This window comes from Mycobacterium sp. IDUB_9 (assembly GCF_055419505.1).
The window spans coordinates 133,848-155,713 of sequence record NZ_JBVAXU010000010.1 but is presented as its reverse complement, the minus strand read 5'-3'; the positions used below and the strand labels follow the sequence as shown (position 1 = coordinate 155,713).

Genomic DNA, 21,866 nt, shown 5'->3' with positions numbered 1-21,866 from the left:
GTGTGGGTTATGGCTATGTGGGTCGGGCGCCGTTGACCTCGACCCGATTTGTGGCGTGCCCCTTCGGTTCACCGGGGTTACGGATGTATCGCACCGGTGATCTGGTGCGCTGGGGACAAGACGGGGAACTGCAGTATCTGGGTCGTGCTGATGAGCAGGTCAAGATTCGTGGTTATCGGATCGAGCTTGGTGAGATCGAGGCTGCGTTAACGGCTTTGGCGGGTGTCGAGCAGGCGGTGGTGATTGCCCGGGAGGACCGTCCCGGTGACAAGCGCCTGGTCGGCTACATCACCGGCACCGCCGACCCCGCAGACCTGCGCGCCATGCTGGCCGAGCGGTTGCCGTCTTACATGGTGCCCACGGCGGTCGTCGCATTGGATGGGTTTCCGTTGACCGTCAACGGCAAGCTCGACAAGAAAGCCTTGCCCGCACCCGAATACCAGCACCTCGACGGTTACCGCGCTCCGACCACACCGACCGAAGAGATCGTGGCCGGCATCTACGCCCAGGTCCTCGGATTGGACCGCGTCGGTGTCAACGACTCGTTCTTCGATCTCGGCGGTGATTCGCTGCAGGCCATGCGGCTGGTCGCTGCGCTCAACCGGACCCTGGACGCCGGTCTGGAAGAGCGCGTCGTATTCGACGCTCCCACGGTCGCCCAATTGATGCTTCGCATCGGTGGTGATGAAGGTCGACAGCAGCCCTTGGTGGCCGGCGAGCGGCCGGCAGTGATGCCGCTGTCGTTTGCCCAGAGCCGGCTGTGGTTCATCGACCAATTGAATGGGCCTTCACCGGTTTACAACCTGGCGGCGGGGCTACGCCTGGCCGGCCCGCTCGATGTCGATGCACTGGGTGCTGCGTTCGCCGATCTGCTGGATCGTCACGAGAGCCTCCGCACACTGTTCCCGACGGTAGACGGGACACCTCAACAGCTGATTATCCCCGCCGAGAAGATCGAATTCGGTTGGGAAGTCGTCGATACCGTCGGATGGCAGGCAGAGCGGTTGCAGCAGGCAGTCGAGGAAGCGGCGCGGTACAGCTTCGACCTGGCAGACGAGATCCCTTTTCGGGCAAAGGTTTTCCGACTGGCCGAACACGAGCATGTGCTGGTGGCGGTGGTCCACCATATCGCTGCCGATGGTTGGTCGATCACTCCGCTGGTCGCCGACCTGGGGGTGGCCTATGCCGGCCGGAGCGCAGGGCAGGCTCCCGGATGGCAGCCCTTGTCGATCCAATATGCGGATTACACCTTGTGGCAGCGCGCGCAGCTCGGCGATCTGGAGGACAGCGACAGCCGTATCTCCCAGCAGCTGAGGTTCTGGGCGGACACCCTGGCCGGGATGCCCGAACGCCTGGCATTGCCGACCGACCGACCTTATCCCTTGGTCGCTGACCAAAACGGCGACCGCGTCGACGTGGAGTGGCCCGCCGATCTACAACAGCAGGTCGCGCGCCTGGCTCGCGATCACGACGCGACCAAATTCATGGTCATGCAGGCCGCCCTGGCGGTGTTGTTGTCGAAACTCTGCTCGAGTTCTGATGTCGCGGTGGGCTTCCCGATCGCGGGGCGCCGCGACCCGGCTCTCGACGAGCTGATCGGATTCTTCGTCAACACGTTGGTGCTGCGGGTGGACCTCGCGGGTGATCCCAGCGTTGCCGAGGTGCTGGCACAGGTGCGGGCGCGCAGTCTCGGTGCGTTCGAGCACCAAGACGCGCCCTTCGAGGTGCTCGTCGAGCGGCTGAATCCGACCCGGTCCCTGGCCCATCACCCGCTGGTTCAGGTGATGCTGGCCTGGCAGAACGTTCCCGGACAAACCGGTGACGCCGACGGTGGGGTGGCACTGGGGGATCTGCAGGTCACTTCGCTACCGCTGGACACCCACACCGCCCGCATGGATCTGTCGTTCTCGTTGGCCGAACGCTGGGCCAAAACCGGAGAGGCCGCAGGCATTTCGGGGACGGTGGAGTTCCGTACCGACGTGTTCGACAGCGGCAGCATCGTGGCCCTGGTCGATCGGTTACGTCGGGTGCTCGAGGCGATGGCTGCCGACCCGAGCAGCCATTTATCGGCGATCGATGTGCTCGACGCCGATGAGCAGGCGCGGCTGGATCAGGTGGGCAATCGGGCGACGCTGACCCGTCCGGCGCCAGCACCGGTGTCGATTCCGGCAGTGTTCGAGGCGCACGTGGCGTGCGATCCTGGCGCGGTAGCAGTCAGTTTCGACGGACGCCGGATGACGTACGGAGAGCTCGACGAGGCTGCGAACCGGTTGGCGCACCTGCTCGTCGAGCAGGGCGTCGGCCCGGGGCAGCGGGTGGCGCTGCTGTTCTCCCGGTCGGTTGAGGCGATCGTCGCGATCTTCGCAGTTCTCAAGTCCGGTGCGGCGTATGTGCCGATCGATCCGGTGGTGCCCGATTCGCGGTTGGAGTTCGTTCTCACCGATTCCGCGCCGGTGGCCGTGGTCACCACCACCGATCTGACCCACCGGCTGGCCGGGCATGCGTTGACGGTGATCGATGTCTGCCAGCTCGCGTCTCGTGCGACCGGCGATCGTCCCGATGGTGTCCTGCCGGTGCCCGCTCCCGATGACATCGCGTACCTGATCTACACCTCGGGCACCACGGGCGTGCCGAAAGGTGTGGCGATCCCGCACCGCAATGTCACCCGGTTGCTGGAGGCGCTGGACACCGAGCTGGAGCTGTCAGCGGATCAGGTGTGGTCACAAAGTCATTCGCTGGCCTTCGATTTCTCGGTGTGGGAGATCTTCGGCGCGCTGTTGCACGGGGCGCGACTCGTGGTGGTCGCCGATTCGGTGGCGCGATCGGCCGAAGAGTTCCATGCTTTGCTGGTCGATGAACGCGTGAGTGTGTTGAGCCAGACCCCATCGGCGTTCTACGCGCTGCAAGCTGCGGATGAGCTTTCCCCCGGTTCGGCATCTGAACTCCAACTCGAATTGGTGGTGTTCGGCGGGGAGGCACTGGAGCCCGCCCGGCTGGGCGAGTGGTTGCAGGACCATCCGGTACTACCACGGTTGATCAACATGTACGGGATCACCGAGACGACCGTGCATGCCTCGTTCCGTGAGATCACTGCCGCCGATGTCGAGGGCAGCGTCAGCCCGATCGGTGTGCCGCTGGACCATCTGGCTTTCTTCGTGCTCGATCGCTCGCTGCAGCCAGTACCGGTCGGCGTGGTGGGGGAGTTGTATGTGGGCGGTGCGGGTTTGGGCGCCGGGTACGTGGGCCGCCCCGGGTTGAGCGCATCGCGGTTCGTGGCGTGTCAGTTCGGAGCGCCGGGACAACGGATGTACCGCACCGGGGATCTGGTGTGTTGGCGTGCGGACGGGGAACTGCAATATCTGGGCCGCGCCGACGAGCAGGTGAAGATCCGGGGCTATCGCATCGAGCTCGGTGAGATCCAGTCGGCGTTAACGGCTTTGGACGGAGTCGAGCAGGCCGTGGTGATCGCCCGCGAGGACCGTCCGGGCGACAAGCGCCTGGTCGGCTATATCACCGGGGCCGCCGACCCCGCTGACCTGCGCGCCATGTTGGGGGAGACGTTGCCGCCCTACATGGTGCCCGCAGCAGTCGTCGCGATCGAGGCGTTGCCCTTGACCGTCAACGGCAAACTCGACACCCGTGCCCTGCCGGCACCTGAATACCAAGACGTCGACCACTACCGCGCCCCGGCCACCGGCCTCGAAGAAATCCTGGCCGGCATCTTCGCGCAAGTCCTCGGGCTGGAGCAGGTCGGAGTCGACGACTCGTTCTTCGACCTTGGTGGCGACAGCATTTCGGCCATGCAGGTGATATGGCGGGCGCACGGTGCCGGCCTGACCGGTCGCCCGCGCGACATCTTCGTCCAGCAGACCGTGGCTCGGCTGGCGCGGGTGGTCAGGATGGCCAACGGCGCAGGCAGCGAGATCGACGAGGGACTCGGTCCGGTGGTGCCGACCCCGATCATGCGGTGGTTGAAGGACCTGGAAACCGCCGACGGCCCGATCGACGAGTTCAATCAGACGGTGGTGTTGCAGGCACCCGCAGGCGCGTCCGAGGACGATGTCGTAATCCTGTTGCAGGCCTTGCTCGATCGGCACGCCATGCTCCGATTGCGTGCCGAGGACGACAGCGCGGGTGGATGGTCTCTCACGGTGCCACCGGCGGACGGGATGGACGCCCGCGCGTACCTGCACACGGTGGACGTATTGACCGAAGACACGCTGGCGGCGGCGCGGTCGCGGTTGAATCCTGCTACCGGCGCCATGGTCAGCGCGTTGTGGAGTTCCTTGACGGGCCAACTGGCATTGGTCGTTCACCATCTGGCCGTCGACGGTGTGTCGTGGCGAATTGTGCTGGAGGACCTCAACATCGCCTGGACTCAGCATCGCGGCGGTCAGCCGGTGCTGTTGCCGCCCGCCGGAACGTCGTTCACAGGATGGGCCGACCTGCTGGCTGAATACGCCCGTCACCCCGACGTGGTGGGCCAGGCGGACGTGTGGCGGCAGGTGACCTCGGTCCCAGCTGCATTGCCGGCACCCCAACCGGCCGAGGATACGTTTGCCACGGCCGGATACCTGACGGAGTTTCTGGACACCGAGACCACCCGCATGCTCCTCGGCGAGGTGCCGTCGGCATTCCACGCCGGCGTGCAGGAGATCTTGTTGATCGCCTTTGCCCTAGCGTGGGCGCAATACCTGGGGACCGGCGGTGTGCCGGTCGCCATTGATGTGGAAGGTCATGGGCGCCAAGAGGAATTGGCAGGTTTGGGCGACGATCGAGAGATCGACCTGTCACGCACGGTCGGGTGGTTCACCACCAAGTACCCGGTGTCATTGAGCTTCGGCGGCCGCGGAGGCGGGCTGCGTTGGACGCAGGTGGTGGCCGGCGATGCCGCGCTCGGTGCGGTGATCAAAGACGCCAAAGAGCAGCTTCGAGCGCTGCCCGACGGGCTGACCTACGGTCTGCTGCGATACCTCAACCCTGAGGTGGACCTGGCTGGATCCGATCCGGTCATCGGGTTCAACTATCTGGGCCGGCTGGGCTCTCCGGCAGCTTTTGCCTCCGGTGACGTGTGGCGTTTCAGCCAGGAAGGCCTGTCATTGACCGGCGCCGCCGGGGCGATGCCGATTGCTCTGGCGCACTCCGTGGAGCTCAACGCCGTGACGATCGACACCGACACCGGCCCGCATCTGAATGCCACCTGGACGTGGGCGCCGTCGGCACTCGATCAGACGGCCGTCACCCGGATCAGCCGCCTGTGGTTTGACGCCCTGGCGGGGATCTGCGCCCATGTCAGGCGAGGCGGGGGCGGGTTGACCCCGTCGGATATCGCCCCGGCCCGGCTGAGCCAACAGCAGATCGATGCGCTGCACGGAGAGTTTCCCCTTTCTGACGTGCTGCATTTGACGCCGTTGCAGCAGGGACTCCTGTATCACGCCGGTATCGCCAGCAGCTCCGGCGACGACGTCTATGCGGTGCAGCTGGATCTGGCGTTGAGCGGCCCGCTCGATGTGCAGCAACTCCGCGATGCCGTGCAGACGGTGGTCGGCCGGCATCCGCATCTGGCTGCCCGTTTCTGCCCACAGTTCGAGCAGCCCGTGCAGGCGATACCCGCTGACCCAGTGGCGCCCTGGCGGTATATCGAACTGGACGCCAACGGTATTGGCGTCGACGCGGAGATCGAGAAGATCTGTGCGGACGAGCGGGCAGCAGTGTGCGACCTCGAGAACCAGCCCGCGTTCCGGGTCGCCCTCATCCGTGTCGCCCGCGACCGGCACCGTTTCGTCCTGACCAATCACCACATCGTGCTCGACGGCTGGTCGATGCCGATCCTGATGCAGGAGATCTTCGCCGGATACCACGGGCTGCGGTTACCCGCGGCCTCGCCGTATCGCAGATTCATGACGTGGCTGGCCGAACGCGATCACCATGCCGCCCATAGAGCGTGGCGTGAGGTGCTGGCCGGTTTCGACACCCCGATTCTGGTCGGCCCGCCGCAGAAGTTGCGGTTCGGTGAGCGTCGCGTCGACTCGTATCGGGTGCCGGCGAGGACCACGCGGGCGCTCACCAAGCTGGCGCGTTCGCATCACACCACCGTCAATGTGGTGTTGCAGGGTGCTTGGGCCCTACTGCTCAGCTCACTGACCGGCCAGCCTGACGTCGCATTCGGCACCGTTGTCTCGGGCCGACCCGCCGAGGTCGACGGCGCGGATTCGATGGTGGGTCTACTGATCAATACGGTGCCGGTGCGGGCCACCTTCACACCGGACACGACTACGGCCGATCTGTTGGCTCAACTGCAGAGTGCCCACAACGACACGCTTGAGCACCAGCACGTGGCGCTCAGCGACATCCACCGAATCACCGGCCAGGACAGGCTGTTCGACACCGTCTTCGTCTACGAGAACTATCCGACCGAGGCGGGGACGCAGCCGGGTGGCGACGGATTGGCCATCACCGGTTTCAGCAGCCGCGACTATTACCACTACCCGATCTCGGTGCAGGCCGGGCCGGGCCGGGAGCTCGAACTGCGCGTCCAGTACGACACCGATGTGTTCGACGCCGAATCCATCGACGCACTGATGGAGCGGTTCAAGAAGGTGTTGGTGGAGATGGTCGCCCATCCGGGGCGCCGCGTGTCGTCTTTGGACTTTGTCAAAGGCCCCGACCAGCGACGGTTGCACGGATGGATCGTCGGCAGGGCGGTTCCCGCTCAGCCCGGGGCCACGCCGGTGCCGGTATCCGAGGTCGCCGAGACCGACAATGCCTACTGCCCCCCGGCCACCTTGATCGAGCAGATCGTGGCCAGCATCTTTGCCGAGGTGCTGGGCGTCGACCGTGTCGGAGTGGAGGAGTCGTTCTTCGAGTCGGGCGGCGATTCGATTTCCGCGATGCGTGCCATCGCCGCGATCAACGGAGCCCTTGACGTGGGGTTGGTGGTGCTCATTTTGTCGGCCGCCCGGTGGGGAGGGGGTTGGGAGAGGGAGTTGGCAAACATGTTTGGTGGGGAAAAACAGCGGCGTCGACCCGGTTGGGTCGACGCTGCGGTCACCACATATAGGGCACCAGGCGGTAGCGCGCTTTCTCGGCGTATTCGCGGTATCCGTCCAACTGTTCGACCAGTAGCTTCTCTTCATCGCGGATACGGACGATGAGCATGAGAAGACCGGGTACGACGGGCAACAGCCCCCAGTAGGACCCGAGCGCGAGCGGGAAGCCGAGGATGGTCAGCACGTTGCCGGTGTACATGGGGTGGCGCACGAGCCCGTAGAGGCCGGTGGACACCAGCTTCTGACCTGACTCGACCTGAACCGTGGAGGCCGCGAAGCTGTTCTGGATGACGACCAGGCTGGTGACCCCCAGACCGACGGCCACCAGGACATCACCGGCCACACAGATCGCCGCCGGCACCGACGACCAGTTGAAGCGATGGTCGAGCGCACTCACCACGACCATCGCCGCCAGTGAGGCGTACCACCCGGCGATGAGGATCTTTTGCAGCGTTCGGCTTTCGGCGGCCGGGCCGGCATGCTTGCGCCGTTGATGCGCGTCGGGGTCGGCGCGCTGCAGGTAGATGCTCGGGATCCACGTCGAGAGAGCGAACACCACAAGGAACGCCCAGGCTTGCCAGTAGTTGACGGTGCCGGCGAGGGAGAACAGCACCAAGCCGAACACGATGAGTTCGACTATCCCGAATCCCACTACTCTTGCAACGGCTTTCACGATCCTCCTTGTCGGCCGCCGCAGCACCGGCTACCGGCGGGCGTCACGCAGCGCTCGGCCTAACCTACCGTCGGTTATCCGCGAGGTGGTGCGATTGGGGACAAGCCGCGACCCAGTGGAGGGCGCTTTGCGGGCTGTTCGACGCGGCGCTGGTCGGTTACGTTTCCGTCGCGCTCTTCGTGTGCCTCACTGCTACCAGTGACGGCCTGGTGCCCTCGGTGAGATTCGAACTCACACTGTACGGGTTTTGAATCCGTTTCCTCTGCCAGTTGGGATACGAGGGCGTCCCGTTCGGTACTGCGGCCTATCACCTTAGAGGATGGCCCCGAGGTCGCCGAACAGCGGCCTCCACGACACAATGTTCCCCATGACCGGGTCACCGAACGACGCTGACAGCCCCCGCCGCGTGCTCATCGCCGAGGACGAGGCGCTAATCCGCCTCGACCTCGCCGAGATGCTCCGTGAAGAGGGATATGAGGTCGTCGGTGAGGCAGGTGACGGTCAAGAGGCCGTCGAGCTCGCCGAGGCCCTGCGGCCCGACCTGGTGATCATGGACGTCAAGATGCCCCGGCGCGACGGCATCGATGCGGCCTCGGAGATCGCCGGCAAGCGCATCGCCCCGATCGTCATCCTGACGGCGTTCAGCCAGCGGGAGCTGGTCGAACGTGCCCGCGACGCCGGGGCGATGGCCTATCTGGTCAAGCCCTTCAGTGTCACCGATCTGGTCCCGGCGATCGAGGTGGCGGTCAGCCGGTTCAGTGAGATCGCCGCGCTGGAAAACGAGGTGGCGACGCTGGGGGACCGGCTGGAGACCCGCAAGCTGGTCGAGCGGGCCAAGGGTTTGCTGCAGAGCAAACACAAGATGACCGAGCCCGAGGCCTTCAAGTGGATTCAGCGCGCCGCGATGGACCGCCGTACCACCATGAAACGGGTGGCCGAGGTGGTGCTGGAAACCCTGGACGAATCCGAGGAAGCACCCGCTCCCGAGAACTGACCGACCACGCCGGTTGTTAATTGTGGGTTTCTGCCGGGCCCAAATTCCGCGTTCAGCCAGTACGCGCGGAAGAAGCATTCACTCAACATCCCGCACTCGGGCCGGTGGTTGGCTATGTTCTACCCGAAGCTCCGGCGCCCAGCCCTCACAAGGTCAGGGCGCCGGTGCCGCTGAGAACTCTGACCCGGAGGTGAAGCGTGCGCGGTCGCGTGGCACGGAAAGCGTTTGCTCTCGGAAGTGCGGGTGTGGTTGCCCTGGCGATTGCCGGCTGTAACCAATCCTCGCCAGAAGGCGAGGCATCGCAGACCAATTTGAAGATCGTCGAGAAGGTTCAGATCGACGAGAACGGTGCTGAGGTCAAACCCGCCGAGGATGTCACGCCCGCCGACCCGGCCGGCGACGGTAAGGCCACCTGCCCGCCGGTGATGATCGGCATGATGGGTGCCCTCAACGGTCCTGACGCCGCCCTGGGCATCAACATCAAGAACGGCGTGCAGCTGGCGATCGACAAGCACAACGCCGCCAACGCCGGCTGCCAGGTGCAACTCAAGAGCTTCGACACCGAAGGTGATCCGCAGAAGGCCACCGGCGTAGCGCCGCAGATCGTCGACGAGGCGTTCATCATCGGTCTGATCGGCCCCGCGTTCTCCGGCGAGACCAAGGCCACCGGTGATGTGTTCAACCAGGCCGGCCTGCTCGCCGCCACCGCATCGGCCACCAACGTCACGTTGAGCGAGAACGGGTGGCGGACATTCTTCCGCGGTCTGGCCAATGACGGCGTCCAGGGGCCCTCGGTGGCCAACTACCTCAAGAACACGCTCGGCAACAAGAAGGTCTGCGTTGTCGACGACAGCACCGACTACGGTCTCGGCCTGGCCGAGGCGGTGCGTGAAACCCTTGGCCCGGTGGCCGATCCGTCGTGCAACATCTCGGTGAAGAAGGGGGACAAGGAGTTCTCGGCCGCCGTCACCCAGATCAAGGGCGCCGCCCCGGATTCGGTCTTCTACAGCGGTTATTACTCCGAGGCCGCGCCGTTCGTGCAGCAGCTCAAGGACGGCGGTGTGACAGCGACCTTCGTCAGCGCCGACGGCACCAAGGACCAACAGTTCGTCGACCAGGCCGGCGAATCGTCGAAGGGCGCACTGCTGTCCTGCCCGTGTGGTCCGGCCACCGGGGCATTCGCCGACGAGTACACCAAGAAATTCGGTCAGGCGCCCGGCACCTACAGCACCGAGGGCTATGACCTGGGCACCATCCTGCTCAAGGGCATCGACTCCGGTGCGATCACCCGGCCGGCGCTACTGGATTACGTCCGCAAGTACGAGGGCCAAGGTGTGGCGCGCAAGTACCAGTGGACCGACAAGGGCGAACTGACCACCAACTTGATCTGGATGTACGAAGTCAAGTAGTCGCCATACGAAACGCGTCCGAGACCGTCCCAGGACTCGGACGCGTTTCGCTACACATCACTTCAGTCAGGAGCCGCCGCCGGATGATTCACCAGTGCGTCGAGCAGTCCGCCTGCCTGGCAGCCAACATCAGTTTCAACCTGGATGGCCTGCGAGACGGGTTCTGGCAGTTGACGATCGACGGCCTCTCCTGGGGTGCGATCTATGCATTGGTGGCGGTGGGCTACACCCTGGTCTTCGGTGTGCTCCGTCTGATCAACTTCGCCCATTCCGAGATCTTCATGCTGGGCATGTTCGGCGCCTACTTCTGCCTGGACGTGATTCTCGGTTTCACCGCGAGCGGCAACGCCTACAACAAGGGCGTCGCGTTGACCGTGCTGTATCTCGGCATCGCCCTGCTGTTCGCGATGCTGGTCTCGGGGTCGGCGGCGGTCGGTCTGGAACTCATCGCGTACCGACCGCTGCGAAAACGCAATGCCCGTGCCCTGACCTTTCTCATCACGGCCATCGGTATGTCATTCGTATTGCAGGAGTTCGTGCACTTCGTGCTGCCGAAGCTGATGAAGGGCTACGGCGGGAGCAACGCGCAACAACCCATCGTCCTGGTCCAGCCGAAATCCCAGTTCACGATTTTCGGCGCGACGGTGTCGAACGTGACGCTGGTGGTCGTGGGCGCCGCGCTCGTGCTGGCGCTTCTGACCGACATCGCAATCAACCGCACGAAGTTCGGACGCGGGATCCGTGCGGTGGCCCAAGACCCGACCACCGCCACGCTGATGGGTGTTTCCCGGGAGCGCATCATCATGCGGACCTTCCTCATCGGTGGCCTGCTGGCCGGAGCTGCGGCGCTGCTCTACACGCTGAAGGTGCCTCAGGGCATCATCTACTCGGGCGGATTCCTACTCGGCATCAAGGCGTTCTCGGCGGCGGTGCTCGGCGGTATCGGGAATCTCCGTGGCGCTCTGCTGGGCGGTCTGCTGCTGGGCATCATGGAGAACTACGGGCAGGCGGTATTCGGAACGCAATGGCGTGACGTCGTGGCGTTCGTGCTGCTGGTGCTGGTGCTGTTGTTCCGGCCGACCGGGATACTCGGTGAAAGCCTCGGGAAGGCACGGGTATGAGCGAGTCTCACGGTTCAGAATCCGCCGGTTCGGTGACAAAGACACTGCTGGCCCCCGGCGACGCCATTCGCGATTCCTGGTCCACTCTGCCGCGGGTGGCCAAATGGGTTGTCGGCGTGGCGGGTTTCGGATTGCTGGCACTGCTGCCGTTGTTCACCCCGAGCTTCCTCAACACTCCTGGCATCAGTTTCGGCGGCACCATGGCGCAGTTCGCCATGATCGCCATCATCGCGATCGGCCTCAACGTCGTCGTCGGCCAGGCCGGCCTGCTCGACCTCGGTTATGTCGGGTTCTATGCCGTCGGCGCCTACACCGTCGCCTTGTTGACCAGTCCTGACAGTCCGTGGAACAAGGTGGGTCCCAACGGATTCTTCAGCAAGGACTGGGCCTGGCTGTCGTGCGTGCCGTTGGCCATGGCCGTCACCGCGCTGGCCGGGTTGATCCTGGGAACGCCGACGCTGCGCCTGCGCGGTGACTATCTGGCCATCGTCACCCTCGGTTTCGGGGAGATCATCCGGCTGCTGGCCGACAACCTGTCCGACGTCACCAACGGTTCGCGCGGGCTCAATCAGGTTGCCTATCCGCGGGTGGGGGAGAGCGAGAAGCTGCCCAACGGCGTGTTCTCCAGCGGCAATTCGGTCGGCGAGGCCAACTACGGCACCTGGTGGTTCTGGCTCGGCCTGATCCTGATGATCGGCATCCTGTTGCTGGTCGGCAACCTGGAGCGCAGCCGGGTCGGTCGCGCCTGGGTGGCGGTCCGCGAGGACGAGGACGCCGCAGAGGTGATGGGCGTCAACACCTTCCGGTTCAAGCTGTGGGCTTTTGTGATCGGCGCCGCGATCGGTGGGCTCTCCGGTGCGCTCTACGCCGGCCAGGTCCAGTACGTCGCACCACCGACGTTCAACATCATCAACTCGATGTTGTTCCTGTGCGCTGTGGTTCTCGGCGGGCAGGGCAACAAGCTCGGCGTGATCTTCGGCGCCTTCATCGTCGTGTATCTGCCGAACCGCCTGCTGGGGGTCGAATTCCTCGGGATCAACCTCGGTGACCTGAAGTACCTGTTCTTCGGTTTGGCACTGGTGGTCCTGATGATCTTCCGGCCGCAGGGGCTGTTCCCGGTACGCCAGCAGCTGTTGACCTATGGCAGATCGGCCCGACAGTTGTTGCGCGGCACCACGGACAAGGAGCCGGTGGGATGAGCGAGCCCATGCCCGGCGTCAGCGAGAGTATCGAGGAGCTGGCCGGGGTACACCGGGACATCCAGGCGGCCGAGGGTGAGGTGCTGCTGGAGACCCGGGATCTCACCGTGAAGTTCGGCGGACTGGTAGCCCTGGACTCGGTCAGTTTCAGCATCCGCCGCGGGGAGATCCTCGGGCTGATCGGCCCGAACGGTGCGGGTAAGACCACCTGTTTCAACGCGATCACCGGCGTGTACCGGCCCAGCTCGGGGTCGGTCATGTTCGATGGCGCCCCGCTGGGCCGGATCAAACGTCATCAGATCACCCGTCGTGGCATCGCCCGTACCTTCCAGAACATCCGCCTCTTCGGTGAGATGACCGCACTGGAGAACGTCATGGTGGGAACCGATGCGCGGCACAAGACCTCGGTGCCGGGCGCCCTGGTGCGGTCCCCACGGCATCGTCGCGAGGAGCGATCGGCGGTCGAACGCGCCGTGGCCCTCCTGCACTTCGTCGGCATCGCACATCGCGGGGAGGAGAAGGCCAAGAATCTTCCCTACGGAGATCAGCGGCGTCTCGAGATCGCTCGCGCACTGGCCACTGAGCCCAAGCTGCTGTGCCTGGACGAGCCGGCCGCGGGGTTCAACCCGGCCGAGAAGGCGTCGCTGATCGAGCTGATCCGCAAGATCCGTGACGACGGCTACACCGTGCTGTTGATCGAGCACGACATGCGCCTGGTGATGGGCGTGACCGACCGCATCGTGGTGCTGGAATTCGGCCGCAAGATCGCCGACGGATCACCACATGAAATCCGCGAGGACCCGAAGGTCATCGCCGCGTATCTGGGGGTGCCCGATGACGAACTCGGCTGACGCCGGCCGCCGGGTGCTGCTCGAGGTGCGCGACGCGGTGGTGCACTACGGCCGCATCAAGGCGTTGCACGGGGTTTCGCTGGTGGTGCACGAGGGGGAGTTGGTCACCCTGCTGGGCTCCAACGGGGCCGGCAAGACCACGATGATGCGGGCGATCTCGGGTCTACGGCCGCTGACCTCGGGCTCGGTGTGGTTCGAAGGACGCGACATCACGCGCGTGAAAGCCCACCAGCGCGTCATCGACGGCCTGATCCAGGCGCCCGAGGGACGCGGGGTCTTTCCGGGCATGACCGTGGTGGAAAACCTGGAGATGGGTTGTTATGGACGCAAATTCGCGTCCCGCCACGAGCATGACGAGCGATTGAACTGGGTGTTCGAGACGTTCCCCAGGTTGGCCGAGCGGCGTTCCCAGGTGGGCGGCACCCTCTCCGGCGGTGAGCAGCAGATGTTGGCCATCGGGCGCGCGTTGATGGCCCGGCCCAGGGTGCTGTTGCTCGACGAGCCGTCGATGGGGTTGGCGCCGATGGTGATCTCCCAGATCTTCAAGATCATCTCCGAGATCAACGCGCAGGGCACCACGGTGTTACTGGTCGAGCAGAACGCCCAACAGGCGCTGAGTCGCTCGGACCGGGCCTACATCCTGGAGACCGGCAATGTCACCCGAACCGGCGATGCGCGGGAGTTGTTGGCGGACGACAGCATTCGTGCCGCCTACCTCGGAGTGGCTTGAGCAATGGTAGGCAAGTCGGTCGCGCTGTTCGTCCTCGCCGCGGTGTTGGAGATCGGCGGCGCCTGGCTGGTGTGGCAGGGCGTGCGCGAGCATCGCGGCTGGACGTGGATGGGCGCCGGTGTGATCGCACTGGGCGCCTACGGCTTCGTCGCGGCGTTCCAGCCCGACGCTCATTTCGGCCGGGTCCTTGCTGCCTACGGCGGCGTGTTCGTCGCCGGTTCGTTGTTGTGGGGCATGGTGGCCGACGGTTTCCGGCCCGATCGCTGGGATGTCGCCGGTGCGCTGGTAGCCCTCGTCGGCGTCGGACTGATCATGTACGCCCCGCGCTGACCGTCAGCCCAGATGGGCGCTGTCGTCGTCGAGGTCGTCACGGTTCAGGCCCATCGGCGTGGCGGCCGGAACGTCGCCGGCGGCCACCACCTGCCGGGTGATCGGCGTCAGCACCCGGAACAGGGTGCTGATCTCGTCGTCGGTCAACGCATCCAGTGCTCTCAGAGCCAGGGCATCGGTGCGATCCTCGATGGCCTGCTTGACGTCTCGCCCGGCGTCCGTGAGCTCACCCTCACCGTCGAGCCAACCGCGCGAGCGCAATTGTTCGACATAACCCGACCACTGCTCATCGTCATAGTCGCGGCCGCGCATGATCATCTCGCGCGGCACCCGACCGGCCGCGGCGTGCAGCACGTTGCATTCCCGACCGCTGATCCCCTCGGAGACCAGCACAGCGATATGGCCGTCGCCGCGTTGCTCGCGCAGCAGGGTGACCGCATGCCAGAGCTTCGCGATCGGTTCCTCCGGCCACGGCAGCGCTCGGTTGGCGGCATAGAGAGGCCGGCCATCCAAGGGTGCGGTGCGGGCGGCTTTTGCCGTCAGCTCGGCCGCGAGTCGGGTGGACTCGGAGTCGGTTACCCCGGAGCGGCGCAGGGCCGCGACAGCCGAATCCGACCGCACCCGCAAAAGCGTTGCCGGACTCGCCTTGTCCCAGGCCGCGGGCAGCGCCCTGGCCACGCGCTCGATGGTGAAGTTGTAGAACGCTGCGGCGACGACTTCGGGTGGCACGATGCCCAGCGGCGCCGAGCGGGCACCGAAGTACCCCATCCAGAAGCCGGGGTAGCCGAATTCCGCGAATGCCGCGAGCGATTCCGGCGCGAAGTAGGTGACCCCGTGTACCGGCTCCAACCGGTCGAAGAAACGACGCGCCAAAGCGGGAGAACGACCCATACCGCTAGTTAAGCACCGGGAGCGTCACCGTCGGTCACCGCGGTGGCGGCCTCGTCGATGATTGCTCGCATCGCTCGTTCGGCGGCGTCCTCGTTACGCAGCCGGATCGCCCGGGCCACCTCGTCGTGCAACTCGATGGCGGCCGGGTTGGGGGAGTCCGGCATCAGACCGTGTTCGGTGCGTCCGGCCAAGATCTCGGCCACCACGTCATTGAGTGCGCGGAACATCTCGTTGCCGCTGGCATCGAGAAGTGTGTGATGGAAAACCTTGTCCGCCAACAGGTATGCGTCGAGATTGCCGGACCGTCCGTGCACCACCATGTCCGAAACCGCGGCCGCCAGGATTCGGCACTGATCGGGGTTCGCCCGCCTGGCGGCGAGTGCTGCGGCGGCCGGTTCGAAACCTCGCCGAAGTTCCGACAGCGATGCCAGCAGGGCGGCGCGGTCGCCGGCCTGCAGTCGCCAGCGAATGAGCATGGGGTCGAACACATTCCATTTGCGCGCGGGCTGGACGGTGATCCCTACCCGGCGCCGAGATTCCACCATGCCCATCGATTCGAGTACCCGGATGACCTCGCGCGCGACGCTGCGGGATACCTCGTGCTCGGCACTGACCCGGTCCAGGGTCAGTACCTGCTCAGCCGCCAGTTTGCCGGAGACGATTCCGGTGCCGAGCGCGGTCAGCAGACTGGCATGCAGCGCGCCGACGTTTGAGGGCGAGGACACGTTCACATCCTGTCATATCTCGCATGGAGTGGTTAATAAACAGATCTAATTGTGACGGTGTTGCAATCGTATGCTTTTTACGCCAAACTGTGTGACGGCAGACACACATTGTGAGGCGGATGTATGGGTTCACCAGTCGTGGTCATGGGCGTATCGGGGTCGGGCAAGTCGACCGTCGGGGCCGCGTTGGCACAGCGGATGCGGGTGCCGTTCGCCGACGCGGACGATTTTCACCCCGCCGCCAACATCGCCAAGATGTCTGCGGGGCACGCCCTCGATGACGATGATCGCTATCCCTGGCTGGAGTCGATCGGTGAGTGGCTCGCCAAGCACCACCATGGCGGCGTGATGAGCTGCTCGGCGCTCAAACACAAGTACCGCGACCAATTGCGGCAGCACTGCCACGATGTGGTGTTTCTGTATCTGAGCGGATCACCCGAGGTGATCCGCCGGCGCCAGGCCAGCCGACCGGGGCATTTCATGCCGGCCGCCCTACTGGACTCGCAATTCGCGACGCTGGAGCCGCTCGGCCCTGATGAGGTCGGTGTCGCCATCGACGTGGATCAGAGCATCGACGCCATCGTCGACGAGTACGTGCACCGGGGCACAGTCCGATCCGACACTGCGACAACAGAACAGGAGAACCGATGACCTCGGCGCTCACTCATCTCGCGGCCGGGACCGAGCTGGTCGAGCCGGTGGCCGGCGGCGCGCAGTTGGTCCTGGCCGCACTGGCCGGCATCGCCGTGATCGTCGTGCTCATCACGATCGTCAAACTGCATCCGTTCCTGGCCCTCATCTTCGGCGCGCTGACCGTGGGCATCGCTGCGGGCGAGAACGTGAGCGATGTACTCGCTTCCTTTTCCACCGGCTTCGGATCCACCGCTGCCAGCGTCGGGATCCTGATCGCTCTCGGTGCGATGTTCGCCAAGCTCTTGGCCGACTCCGGGGGCGCCGACGAGATCGTGGACACGATCGTCGGGCATGCCTCGCCACGGGCGCTGCCGTGGGCAATGGCGTTGGTGGGCGCCATCATCGGACTACCGATGTTCTTCGAGATCGGCCTGGTGTTGTTGATGCCGGTGATCTACCTGGTGGCCCGCCGTTCTCAACTGTCCTTGATCACCGTCGGCATCCCCGCGCTGGCGGGCCTGTCGGCCATGCACGGCTTCGTGCCACCGCATCCCGGACCGGTCGCCGCGATCTCCTTGCTCAACGCCGATCTCGGAGTCACCTTGGCGCTGGGTGTGCTGGTGGCAATCCCGACGATCGTGGTGGCAGGTCCGTTGTTCGGCAAGTTGGCCGGTCGCTGGGTGGTGTTGGAGGTCCCGGACCGGTTCGACGCGGCGGACTCCGCAGGCGCTGACTCCGGTGGGGCCACCACGACCGCCACGAAGGCACGGCCGACGTTCGCCATCACCATGTTCAGCGTTCTACTGCCGGTGGCCCTGATGATGGGCAAGGCGCTCGTCGACATCTTCGTCGACGACAAGTCCCATCTGCTGCGTCAGACGTTCGACATCCTCGGTCAGCCCTTGATGGCATTGCTGATCGCGGTGGTGGTCGGCATGTTCACCCTCGGGCGCGGTGCACAGATGACCCGTGACCAGATCGTGAAATGCATCGAGTCATCGCTCCCGGCGGTGGCCGGCATCATCCTGATCGTGGCAGCCGGCGGTGGCTTCAAACAGGTTCTGGTCGACACCGGTATCGGCACCCTGCTCGCCGAATGGGCGAAGGGCGCCAACCTGTCGGTGGTGCTGCTGGCGTGGGTGCTGGCCGTCCTGATCCGGTTGGCGACCGGTTCGGCCACCGTGGCCACCATCACCGCCTCGTCACTGATGCTCGGCTTGGTCGAGGGGATGAGCACCGGCGAGGTATCACTCGTGGTGCTCGCGGTGGGTGCCGGTTCGCTGTTCTTCTCGCACGTCAACGACGCCGGATTCTGGCTCGTGAAGGAGTATTTCGGGATGACCGTGGGTCAGACCATCAAATCCTGGTCACTGATGGAGACCGTGCTGTCGGTGTCCGGCCTGCTCTTCGTGCTGTTGCTGGGGCTCGTCGTCTGAACGGGTAAGCCGAGCCGCCACACAACGGGTTTCAGCCCCGGACCACCTGGGTGCCGCCGGCGAGTTCGTCGTGCTTGCCCTGTTTGGTGGGGCTGGAGCTGATGGTCACCGCGATGATGATCATCGCGACAACGGCCAGGAAGCCGCCGACGAACGGGATGATCGTCAGGAGCGTGAAGGCATTGCGGATCGCCGACTGCGCGGCCGTCGGCTTCGGCGCATTGGCCGGACCATGCACCACGAGCCCGAGCAGCTTCTTGCCGGGCGTCGCGCCCATCGCCACCTCGAAAGCCACGTAGTAGACGAACATCAGCAGTCCGGTGAACAGTCCGGTTACCCAATAGCTGGACAGCGAATCGGTGACGAACGACAGGAAGAACGCCACGATCATGACGAAGATCCCGTCGATCACCCTGGCGAGCCAGCGCCGGCCCAGGCCCCCAGGTGCTTGCGTGCTGTAAGGCGGCGGATAGCCACCCTGTTGTCCGTACTGACCGTATCCCGGTTGATAGTCACCCGTGCTCATGCCCCCAACGCTACCGATTGCGGCGCTGATCAAGTTGAGCTCGCGCGATATCGGCCACCGCGGCAGAACGTTCGCGGGCCGCCTCGGCAAGTTCGGGTACGCGCTCACGGGCGATGTGCGCGAACTCGGTGGCACGTTCACGGGCCGCGTCGGCCACTTCTGGCCCGTGTTCCCGCGCGAGTTGCGCCAACTCGGAGGCCAATTCGCTCGTCCGCTCGACCGCTACATCGGCCAGCTCACGGCCCCGTTCGGCACCGACGGCCAGGCCCTGCCCGACCTTCTCCGCGAACGCACTGTCGGTGAGGGCGTTGTTGTTGAGGCTGCCGGTCGTCACACCGGGAACAGCGGCGGCGACGCTGGCCGAGACCTGCCGTGCGGCCCGGCGTCCGCGCCAGGCCAGGGACGGTTTGCCCGCGGTGTCGGCCGCCGCGATGATCAGGCCGCCCAGCAGACTCACGTCGGTGAGGAACTCACGCCGCTGCGCCGCGGCGTGTTGCGGGTCGGAATCTTTCAGAAATGCTTGGGAACCAATGCTTCTCGGAATCATCGTGACGGCCAGCGCCGCCGCGGTCAGCCGGGGAGCACGGCCGAGCGCGAAGAGCAGTCCGCCCGCCACCTGAACCGCCGCGTTGACCCGTGCAACCGCGTCGGCGTTGTTGGGTACTCCTGCGCCGACCGGGCCGGGTAGGGCACTCAGCGCGCCGAGCGTTCTGCGTGTCGTTTCGGTGGAGGCACTCGGGTCGCGCAGGGTTTCGACACCTCGGGCGATGAAGGTCGCAGACAACATAGGGCGGGCGATTCGTCTGATCAACATGAGCTAGTAGTTGCCCCCTAGCCCGGCACGGCAAACCTGCGCGGTCAGCTCACCGGCGCCCGGCCAGCAGTACTTCGCTGAGGTGGGTGGTGGTCTGTACTCCCTCGTCATAGCCGCCCTGATCGCCGAGGGAGTTCATGATCGCCAACGTGTAGCGCTGCTGCGGTCCGGCGAAACCGACGCTGTTGACCACCCAGCCGCCCTGCTCGAGCGACCAGCCGTCCTTGTTGCCGGGATTCATCGCCGGTCCGGCGCCCCAGACGCCCCACTGTTGGTTCGCGTCCACGTGCTGCAGCGCATCCACGATGCCGGCGGTCTCGGCTGTGGTGAGGCTGGTGAGCGTGTAGGTCATCAATCGGTCCAGATCTTCGGGTGTGGCCTTCTGGAAGCCCCAATAGGGGTAGATCCGACTGAATCCGCGCTGCGGTTGAAGTCCGGTCAGCCCGTAGGCCGGGAAATCGGCGTTGAACGCCTGATGATCGGCGCCGCTGTACCGGGACCACAGGGTGTCGGCGGCATCGTCGTCAGAAGAATGCAGCATGGCCGCCATCAGGGACCGGTCCGCATCAGTCAGCGTGACAGTGCCCGCCCGTTGTCTGGTCAACAGGTCGACCACCATGCCCAATTTGATCGTCGATGCCGTCCACACCTGTTCGCCGGCGTGACTGTTCCGGTAGACGGCACCGGTGGTCCGGTCGCGCAGTACGTATCCGACCGTGCCGGGGCGCGTCGTCAGATAGGCGTCGGCAGCGGCGATCCGTTCGGCGAAGCCGCAGTCGGTCGCGGTCGCGCAGGCCGCCCACGCCGACGGGACGGTGATACCGCAGGCGACGGCGGCGAGTACAAGAACACAGAACAGGATGCGGCGCACAGGAGTAGCTTCGCAGGCGTGCGGCGCATTGTCGGCATTCACGGTGGACGATGAACTTCGACTGGGAGCGGTTGGGTGCAGGTGTATGGCGCACCCGCCTGCCATTTCTTGACGTGACGGTCGGACTGGTCAGCGGCGACGCGCAGACCCTGTTGATCGATTCCGGCACCACGTTGGCCGAGGCCGCGGGAATCGAAGCCGACGTAGCTTCGCTGACGGGGCAGCCCGTCGGCCATATCGTCCTGACCCACAACCATTTCGACCATATCCTCGGTTGCTCCTGGTTCAAGGTCGCCGAAATCCACTGCGCCCCAGAGGTTGCCGTCACCATGGTGCGGCGTCGGGCCCACCTGCGCGCGGATGCGATCCGACACGGTGCCGACACCGACGACGTCGACCGGGCGATTGCGGCGATGTCGATTCCTGCCCACCAGGTGTCCAGCGCCGATATCGATCTCGGCGGCCGGTCCGTGAGCATCCGCCGTCCCGGCTCCGGCCACACCGCCCATGACCTGATCGTGACGGTGCCGAACGACCGCACGGTGGTGTTCTGCGGAGATCTCGTGGAACAGTCGGGCGACCCGGTGATCGACGCCGACTCCGATCTGGTGGCCTGGCCGGCCACGCTTGAGGTGGTGCTGGCCGCGGGCGGGGAGGACGGGGCGTTCGTGCCCGGCCACGGCGCCGTCGTCGATGCCCATTTCATCCGGCTCCAGCAGCGCTGGCTGAGCGCCCGGCGCGTTACGTGATCCCCGCTGACCGATTTAGTTAGCCCATATGCGACGATTCGCCGATGACGGAGGTCGACGCCCATTTTGTGCAGTCCGAGCAGGACAGGTTCCAGCCGACCCGGTTTGCGCAGAGCCACTGGGGTGAGGACCACCTCAACGGGCCGGCGCTGGTCGGCCTGGCCGCCCGGGCGCTGGAGTCGGCCTTCGGGCTTCCCGAGTATCTGCCGGCGCGGTTGACGGTCGATTTGTTCAAAGCCGCGCGTGGGCTGCCGACCACGACAAAGGTGGCTTTGATCCGCGATGGCCGACGGGTCCGTAATTCCGAGTGCGAACTGGTTCAGGACGGCGTGACCGTGGCGCGTGCGACGTTGGTGCAATACCGGCTCAGTGCACCGCCGCGGGGCGAGGAGTGGACTGCATCTACCGACTTCGAACCGCCCGCCGCGCTCGACGGGGACCGGACGACGTACATGGGCAGTGACGCGGGAGGGTGGGGCCGCGCCATCGCCGACCATCAGAACGCGTCGCGTAAGCGATTCATGAACCGCACCATCACCGTGGTGCAGGGGCACCCGAATTCACCGTTTGTGCGGGCAGCGATGGCGGCTGAGGGCACGAGCCTGGTCACCAACCTGGGAACCGCCGGCGTCGGCTACATCAACGGTGACCTCACCGTCGCGCTGTCCCGACTCCCCGGTGACGAGTGGATCGGTGTGCAGGCGGACTCGCATTGGGCCGCCGACGGCGTCGCCGTGGGGGCTTCGACGCTGTACGACAGCGCCGGAGCGTTCGGCACCGGCCTCGTCACGGCGATCAGCAACCCCGCGGCTCAGATCGATTTCTCCAATGATCCGTTTCCAGAACGGACGGCGCCCCGGTAGCC

The 21,866-nt window shown here is 65.4% G+C and carries 18 protein-coding genes and 1 tRNA gene; 12 read left to right on the top strand and 7 right to left on the bottom strand.

The window, feature by feature from the left end; all coding sequences use genetic code 11:
- On the top strand, positions 1-7,154 hold a 7,154-nt coding region (locus ACZY08_RS29065; protein WP_463781872.1), incomplete at its 5' end, for an amino acid adenylation domain-containing protein.
- Here ACZY08_RS29065 and ACZY08_RS29060 read toward each other — a convergent pair.
- Both ACZY08_RS29060 and ACZY08_RS29055 read right to left on the bottom strand, forming a co-directional pair.
- A complete protein-coding gene (locus ACZY08_RS29060; protein WP_463748064.1) occupies positions 7,048-7,722 on the bottom strand; it encodes a methyltransferase family protein in 675 nt (224 codons plus the stop codon). The genes ACZY08_RS29065 and ACZY08_RS29060 overlap by 107 nt on opposite strands.
- Before the next feature lie 207 nt (positions 7,723-7,929).
- Positions 7,930-8,006 (bottom strand) — tRNA-Leu (locus tag ACZY08_RS29055).
- 83 nt (positions 8,007-8,089) lie between these two features.
- On the opposite strand from ACZY08_RS29055, the gene ACZY08_RS29050 reads away from it, so the two are divergent.
- From ACZY08_RS29050 to ACZY08_RS29020, 7 genes are all read left to right on the top strand, one after another.
- Positions 8,090-8,716, top strand: coding sequence for an ANTAR domain-containing response regulator (locus ACZY08_RS29050; RefSeq protein WP_463748063.1), 627 nt, complete (start codon positions 8,090-8,092; stop codon positions 8,714-8,716).
- Between the two features lie 197 nt (positions 8,717-8,913).
- A complete protein-coding gene (locus ACZY08_RS29045; RefSeq protein ID WP_463748062.1) occupies positions 8,914-10,125 on the top strand; it encodes a branched-chain amino acid ABC transporter substrate-binding protein in 1,212 nt (403 codons plus the stop codon).
- Between the two features lie 83 nt (positions 10,126-10,208).
- Positions 10,209-11,246: a branched-chain amino acid ABC transporter permease gene (locus ACZY08_RS29040; RefSeq protein ID WP_463748061.1), complete on the top strand. Its 1,038-nt coding sequence runs from the start codon at positions 10,209-10,211 to the stop codon at positions 11,244-11,246.
- Positions 11,243-12,445, top strand: a complete 1,203-nt coding sequence (locus ACZY08_RS29035) for a branched-chain amino acid ABC transporter permease (RefSeq protein WP_463748060.1) — start codon at positions 11,243-11,245, stop codon at positions 12,443-12,445. The genes ACZY08_RS29040 and ACZY08_RS29035 overlap by 4 nt, the downstream gene beginning before the upstream one ends.
- Positions 12,442-13,296 carry an ABC transporter ATP-binding protein gene (locus tag ACZY08_RS29030; RefSeq protein WP_463748059.1) on the top strand — a complete coding sequence of 285 codons (855 nt, stop codon included), beginning with the start codon at positions 12,442-12,444 and terminating at the stop codon, positions 13,294-13,296. The genes ACZY08_RS29035 and ACZY08_RS29030 overlap by 4 nt, the downstream gene beginning before the upstream one ends.
- Positions 13,280-14,026 (top strand): ABC transporter ATP-binding protein, encoded by a 747-nt coding sequence (locus ACZY08_RS29025; RefSeq protein ID WP_463748058.1) that lies wholly within the window; start codon positions 13,280-13,282, stop codon positions 14,024-14,026. The genes ACZY08_RS29030 and ACZY08_RS29025 overlap by 17 nt, the downstream gene beginning before the upstream one ends.
- Before the next feature lie 3 nt (positions 14,027-14,029).
- Positions 14,030-14,356 carry a YnfA family protein gene (locus ACZY08_RS29020; protein ID WP_463748057.1) on the top strand — a complete coding sequence of 109 codons (327 nt, stop codon included), beginning with the start codon at positions 14,030-14,032 and terminating at the stop codon, positions 14,354-14,356.
- Positions 14,357-14,359: 3 nt separating this feature from the next.
- On the opposite strand, the gene ACZY08_RS29015 is transcribed toward ACZY08_RS29020, so the two are convergent.
- Positions 14,360-15,247 (bottom strand): SCO6745 family protein, encoded by an 888-nt coding sequence (locus ACZY08_RS29015; RefSeq protein WP_463748056.1) that lies wholly within the window; start codon positions 15,245-15,247, stop codon positions 14,360-14,362.
- An 8-nt stretch (positions 15,248-15,255) separates the two neighbouring features.
- Positions 15,256-15,972: a FadR/GntR family transcriptional regulator gene (locus ACZY08_RS29010; RefSeq protein WP_463748055.1), complete on the bottom strand. Its 717-nt coding sequence runs from the start codon at positions 15,970-15,972 to the stop codon at positions 15,256-15,258.
- Positions 15,973-16,095: 123 nt separating this feature from the next.
- On the opposite strand from ACZY08_RS29010, the gene ACZY08_RS29005 reads away from it, so the two are divergent.
- On the top strand, positions 16,096-16,623 hold the full coding sequence (locus ACZY08_RS29005; protein ID WP_463748054.1) for a gluconokinase: 528 nt from the start codon (positions 16,096-16,098) through the stop codon (positions 16,621-16,623).
- Entirely contained in the window at positions 16,620-18,041 is a 1,422-nt protein-coding gene (locus tag ACZY08_RS29000) for a GntP family permease (protein WP_463748053.1), read from the top strand. Before ACZY08_RS29005 ends, ACZY08_RS29000 begins: the two co-directional genes overlap by 4 nt.
- 31 nt (positions 18,042-18,072) lie before the next feature.
- Here ACZY08_RS29000 and ACZY08_RS28995 read toward each other — a convergent pair whose 3' ends face one another.
- The 3 genes from ACZY08_RS28995 to ACZY08_RS28985 form a co-directional block, all read right to left on the bottom strand.
- The gene (locus tag ACZY08_RS28995) at positions 18,073-18,567 is read right to left on the bottom strand and encodes an RDD family protein (RefSeq protein ID WP_463748052.1); all 495 of its coding nucleotides are present in this window, start codon (positions 18,565-18,567) and stop codon (positions 18,073-18,075) included.
- A 10-nt stretch (positions 18,568-18,577) separates the two neighbouring features.
- Positions 18,578-19,354, bottom strand: a complete 777-nt coding sequence (locus tag ACZY08_RS28990; RefSeq protein ID WP_463748051.1) for a DoxX family protein — start codon at positions 19,352-19,354, stop codon at positions 18,578-18,580.
- Between the two features lie 76 nt (positions 19,355-19,430).
- The gene (locus ACZY08_RS28985; RefSeq protein WP_463748050.1) at positions 19,431-20,252 is read right to left on the bottom strand and encodes a tat pathway signal sequence; all 822 of its coding nucleotides are present in this window, start codon (positions 20,250-20,252) and stop codon (positions 19,431-19,433) included.
- A 50-nt stretch (positions 20,253-20,302) separates the two neighbouring features.
- Between ACZY08_RS28985 and ACZY08_RS28980 the strand changes: the two genes are divergently transcribed.
- Positions 20,303-21,001 (top strand): MBL fold metallo-hydrolase, encoded by a 699-nt coding sequence (locus ACZY08_RS28980; protein ID WP_463748049.1) that lies wholly within the window; start codon positions 20,303-20,305, stop codon positions 20,999-21,001.
- 44 nt (positions 21,002-21,045) lie between these two features.
- The gene (locus tag ACZY08_RS28975; protein WP_463748048.1) at positions 21,046-21,864 is read left to right on the top strand and encodes an acyl-CoA thioesterase domain-containing protein; all 819 of its coding nucleotides are present in this window, start codon (positions 21,046-21,048) and stop codon (positions 21,862-21,864) included.
- Positions 21,865-21,866 lie beyond the last annotated feature (2 nt).

Bases quoted from the DNA above. Each gene is read 5' to 3' on its own strand.
- ACZY08_RS29050 (WP_463748063.1), top strand. From the start codon at position 8,090: ATGACCGGGTCACCGAACGACGCTGACAGCCCCCGCCGCGTGCTCATC.
- ACZY08_RS29040 (WP_463748061.1), top strand. From the start codon at position 10,209: ATGATTCACCAGTGCGTCGAGCAGTCCGCCTGCCTGGCAGCCAACATC.
- ACZY08_RS29035 (WP_463748060.1), top strand. From the start codon at position 11,243: ATGAGCGAGTCTCACGGTTCAGAATCCGCCGGTTCGGTGACAAAGACA.
- ACZY08_RS29030 (WP_463748059.1), top strand. From the start codon at position 12,442: ATGAGCGAGCCCATGCCCGGCGTCAGCGAGAGTATCGAGGAGCTGGCC.
- ACZY08_RS29025 (WP_463748058.1), top strand. From the start codon at position 13,280: ATGACGAACTCGGCTGACGCCGGCCGCCGGGTGCTGCTCGAGGTGCGC.
- ACZY08_RS29020 (WP_463748057.1), top strand. From the start codon at position 14,030: ATGGTAGGCAAGTCGGTCGCGCTGTTCGTCCTCGCCGCGGTGTTGGAG.
- ACZY08_RS29015 (WP_463748056.1), bottom strand. From the start codon at position 15,247: ATGGGTCGTTCTCCCGCTTTGGCGCGTCGTTTCTTCGACCGGTTGGAG.
- ACZY08_RS29005 (WP_463748054.1), top strand. From the start codon at position 16,096: ATGGGTTCACCAGTCGTGGTCATGGGCGTATCGGGGTCGGGCAAGTCG.
- ACZY08_RS29000 (WP_463748053.1), top strand. From the start codon at position 16,620: ATGACCTCGGCGCTCACTCATCTCGCGGCCGGGACCGAGCTGGTCGAG.
- ACZY08_RS28995 (WP_463748052.1), bottom strand. From the start codon at position 18,567: ATGAGCACGGGTGACTATCAACCGGGATACGGTCAGTACGGACAACAG.
- ACZY08_RS28990 (WP_463748051.1), bottom strand. From the start codon at position 19,354: ATGTTGTCTGCGACCTTCATCGCCCGAGGTGTCGAAACCCTGCGCGAC.
- ACZY08_RS28980 (WP_463748049.1), top strand. From the start codon at position 20,303: ATGAACTTCGACTGGGAGCGGTTGGGTGCAGGTGTATGGCGCACCCGC.
- ACZY08_RS28975 (WP_463748048.1), top strand. From the start codon at position 21,046: ATGACGGAGGTCGACGCCCATTTTGTGCAGTCCGAGCAGGACAGGTTC.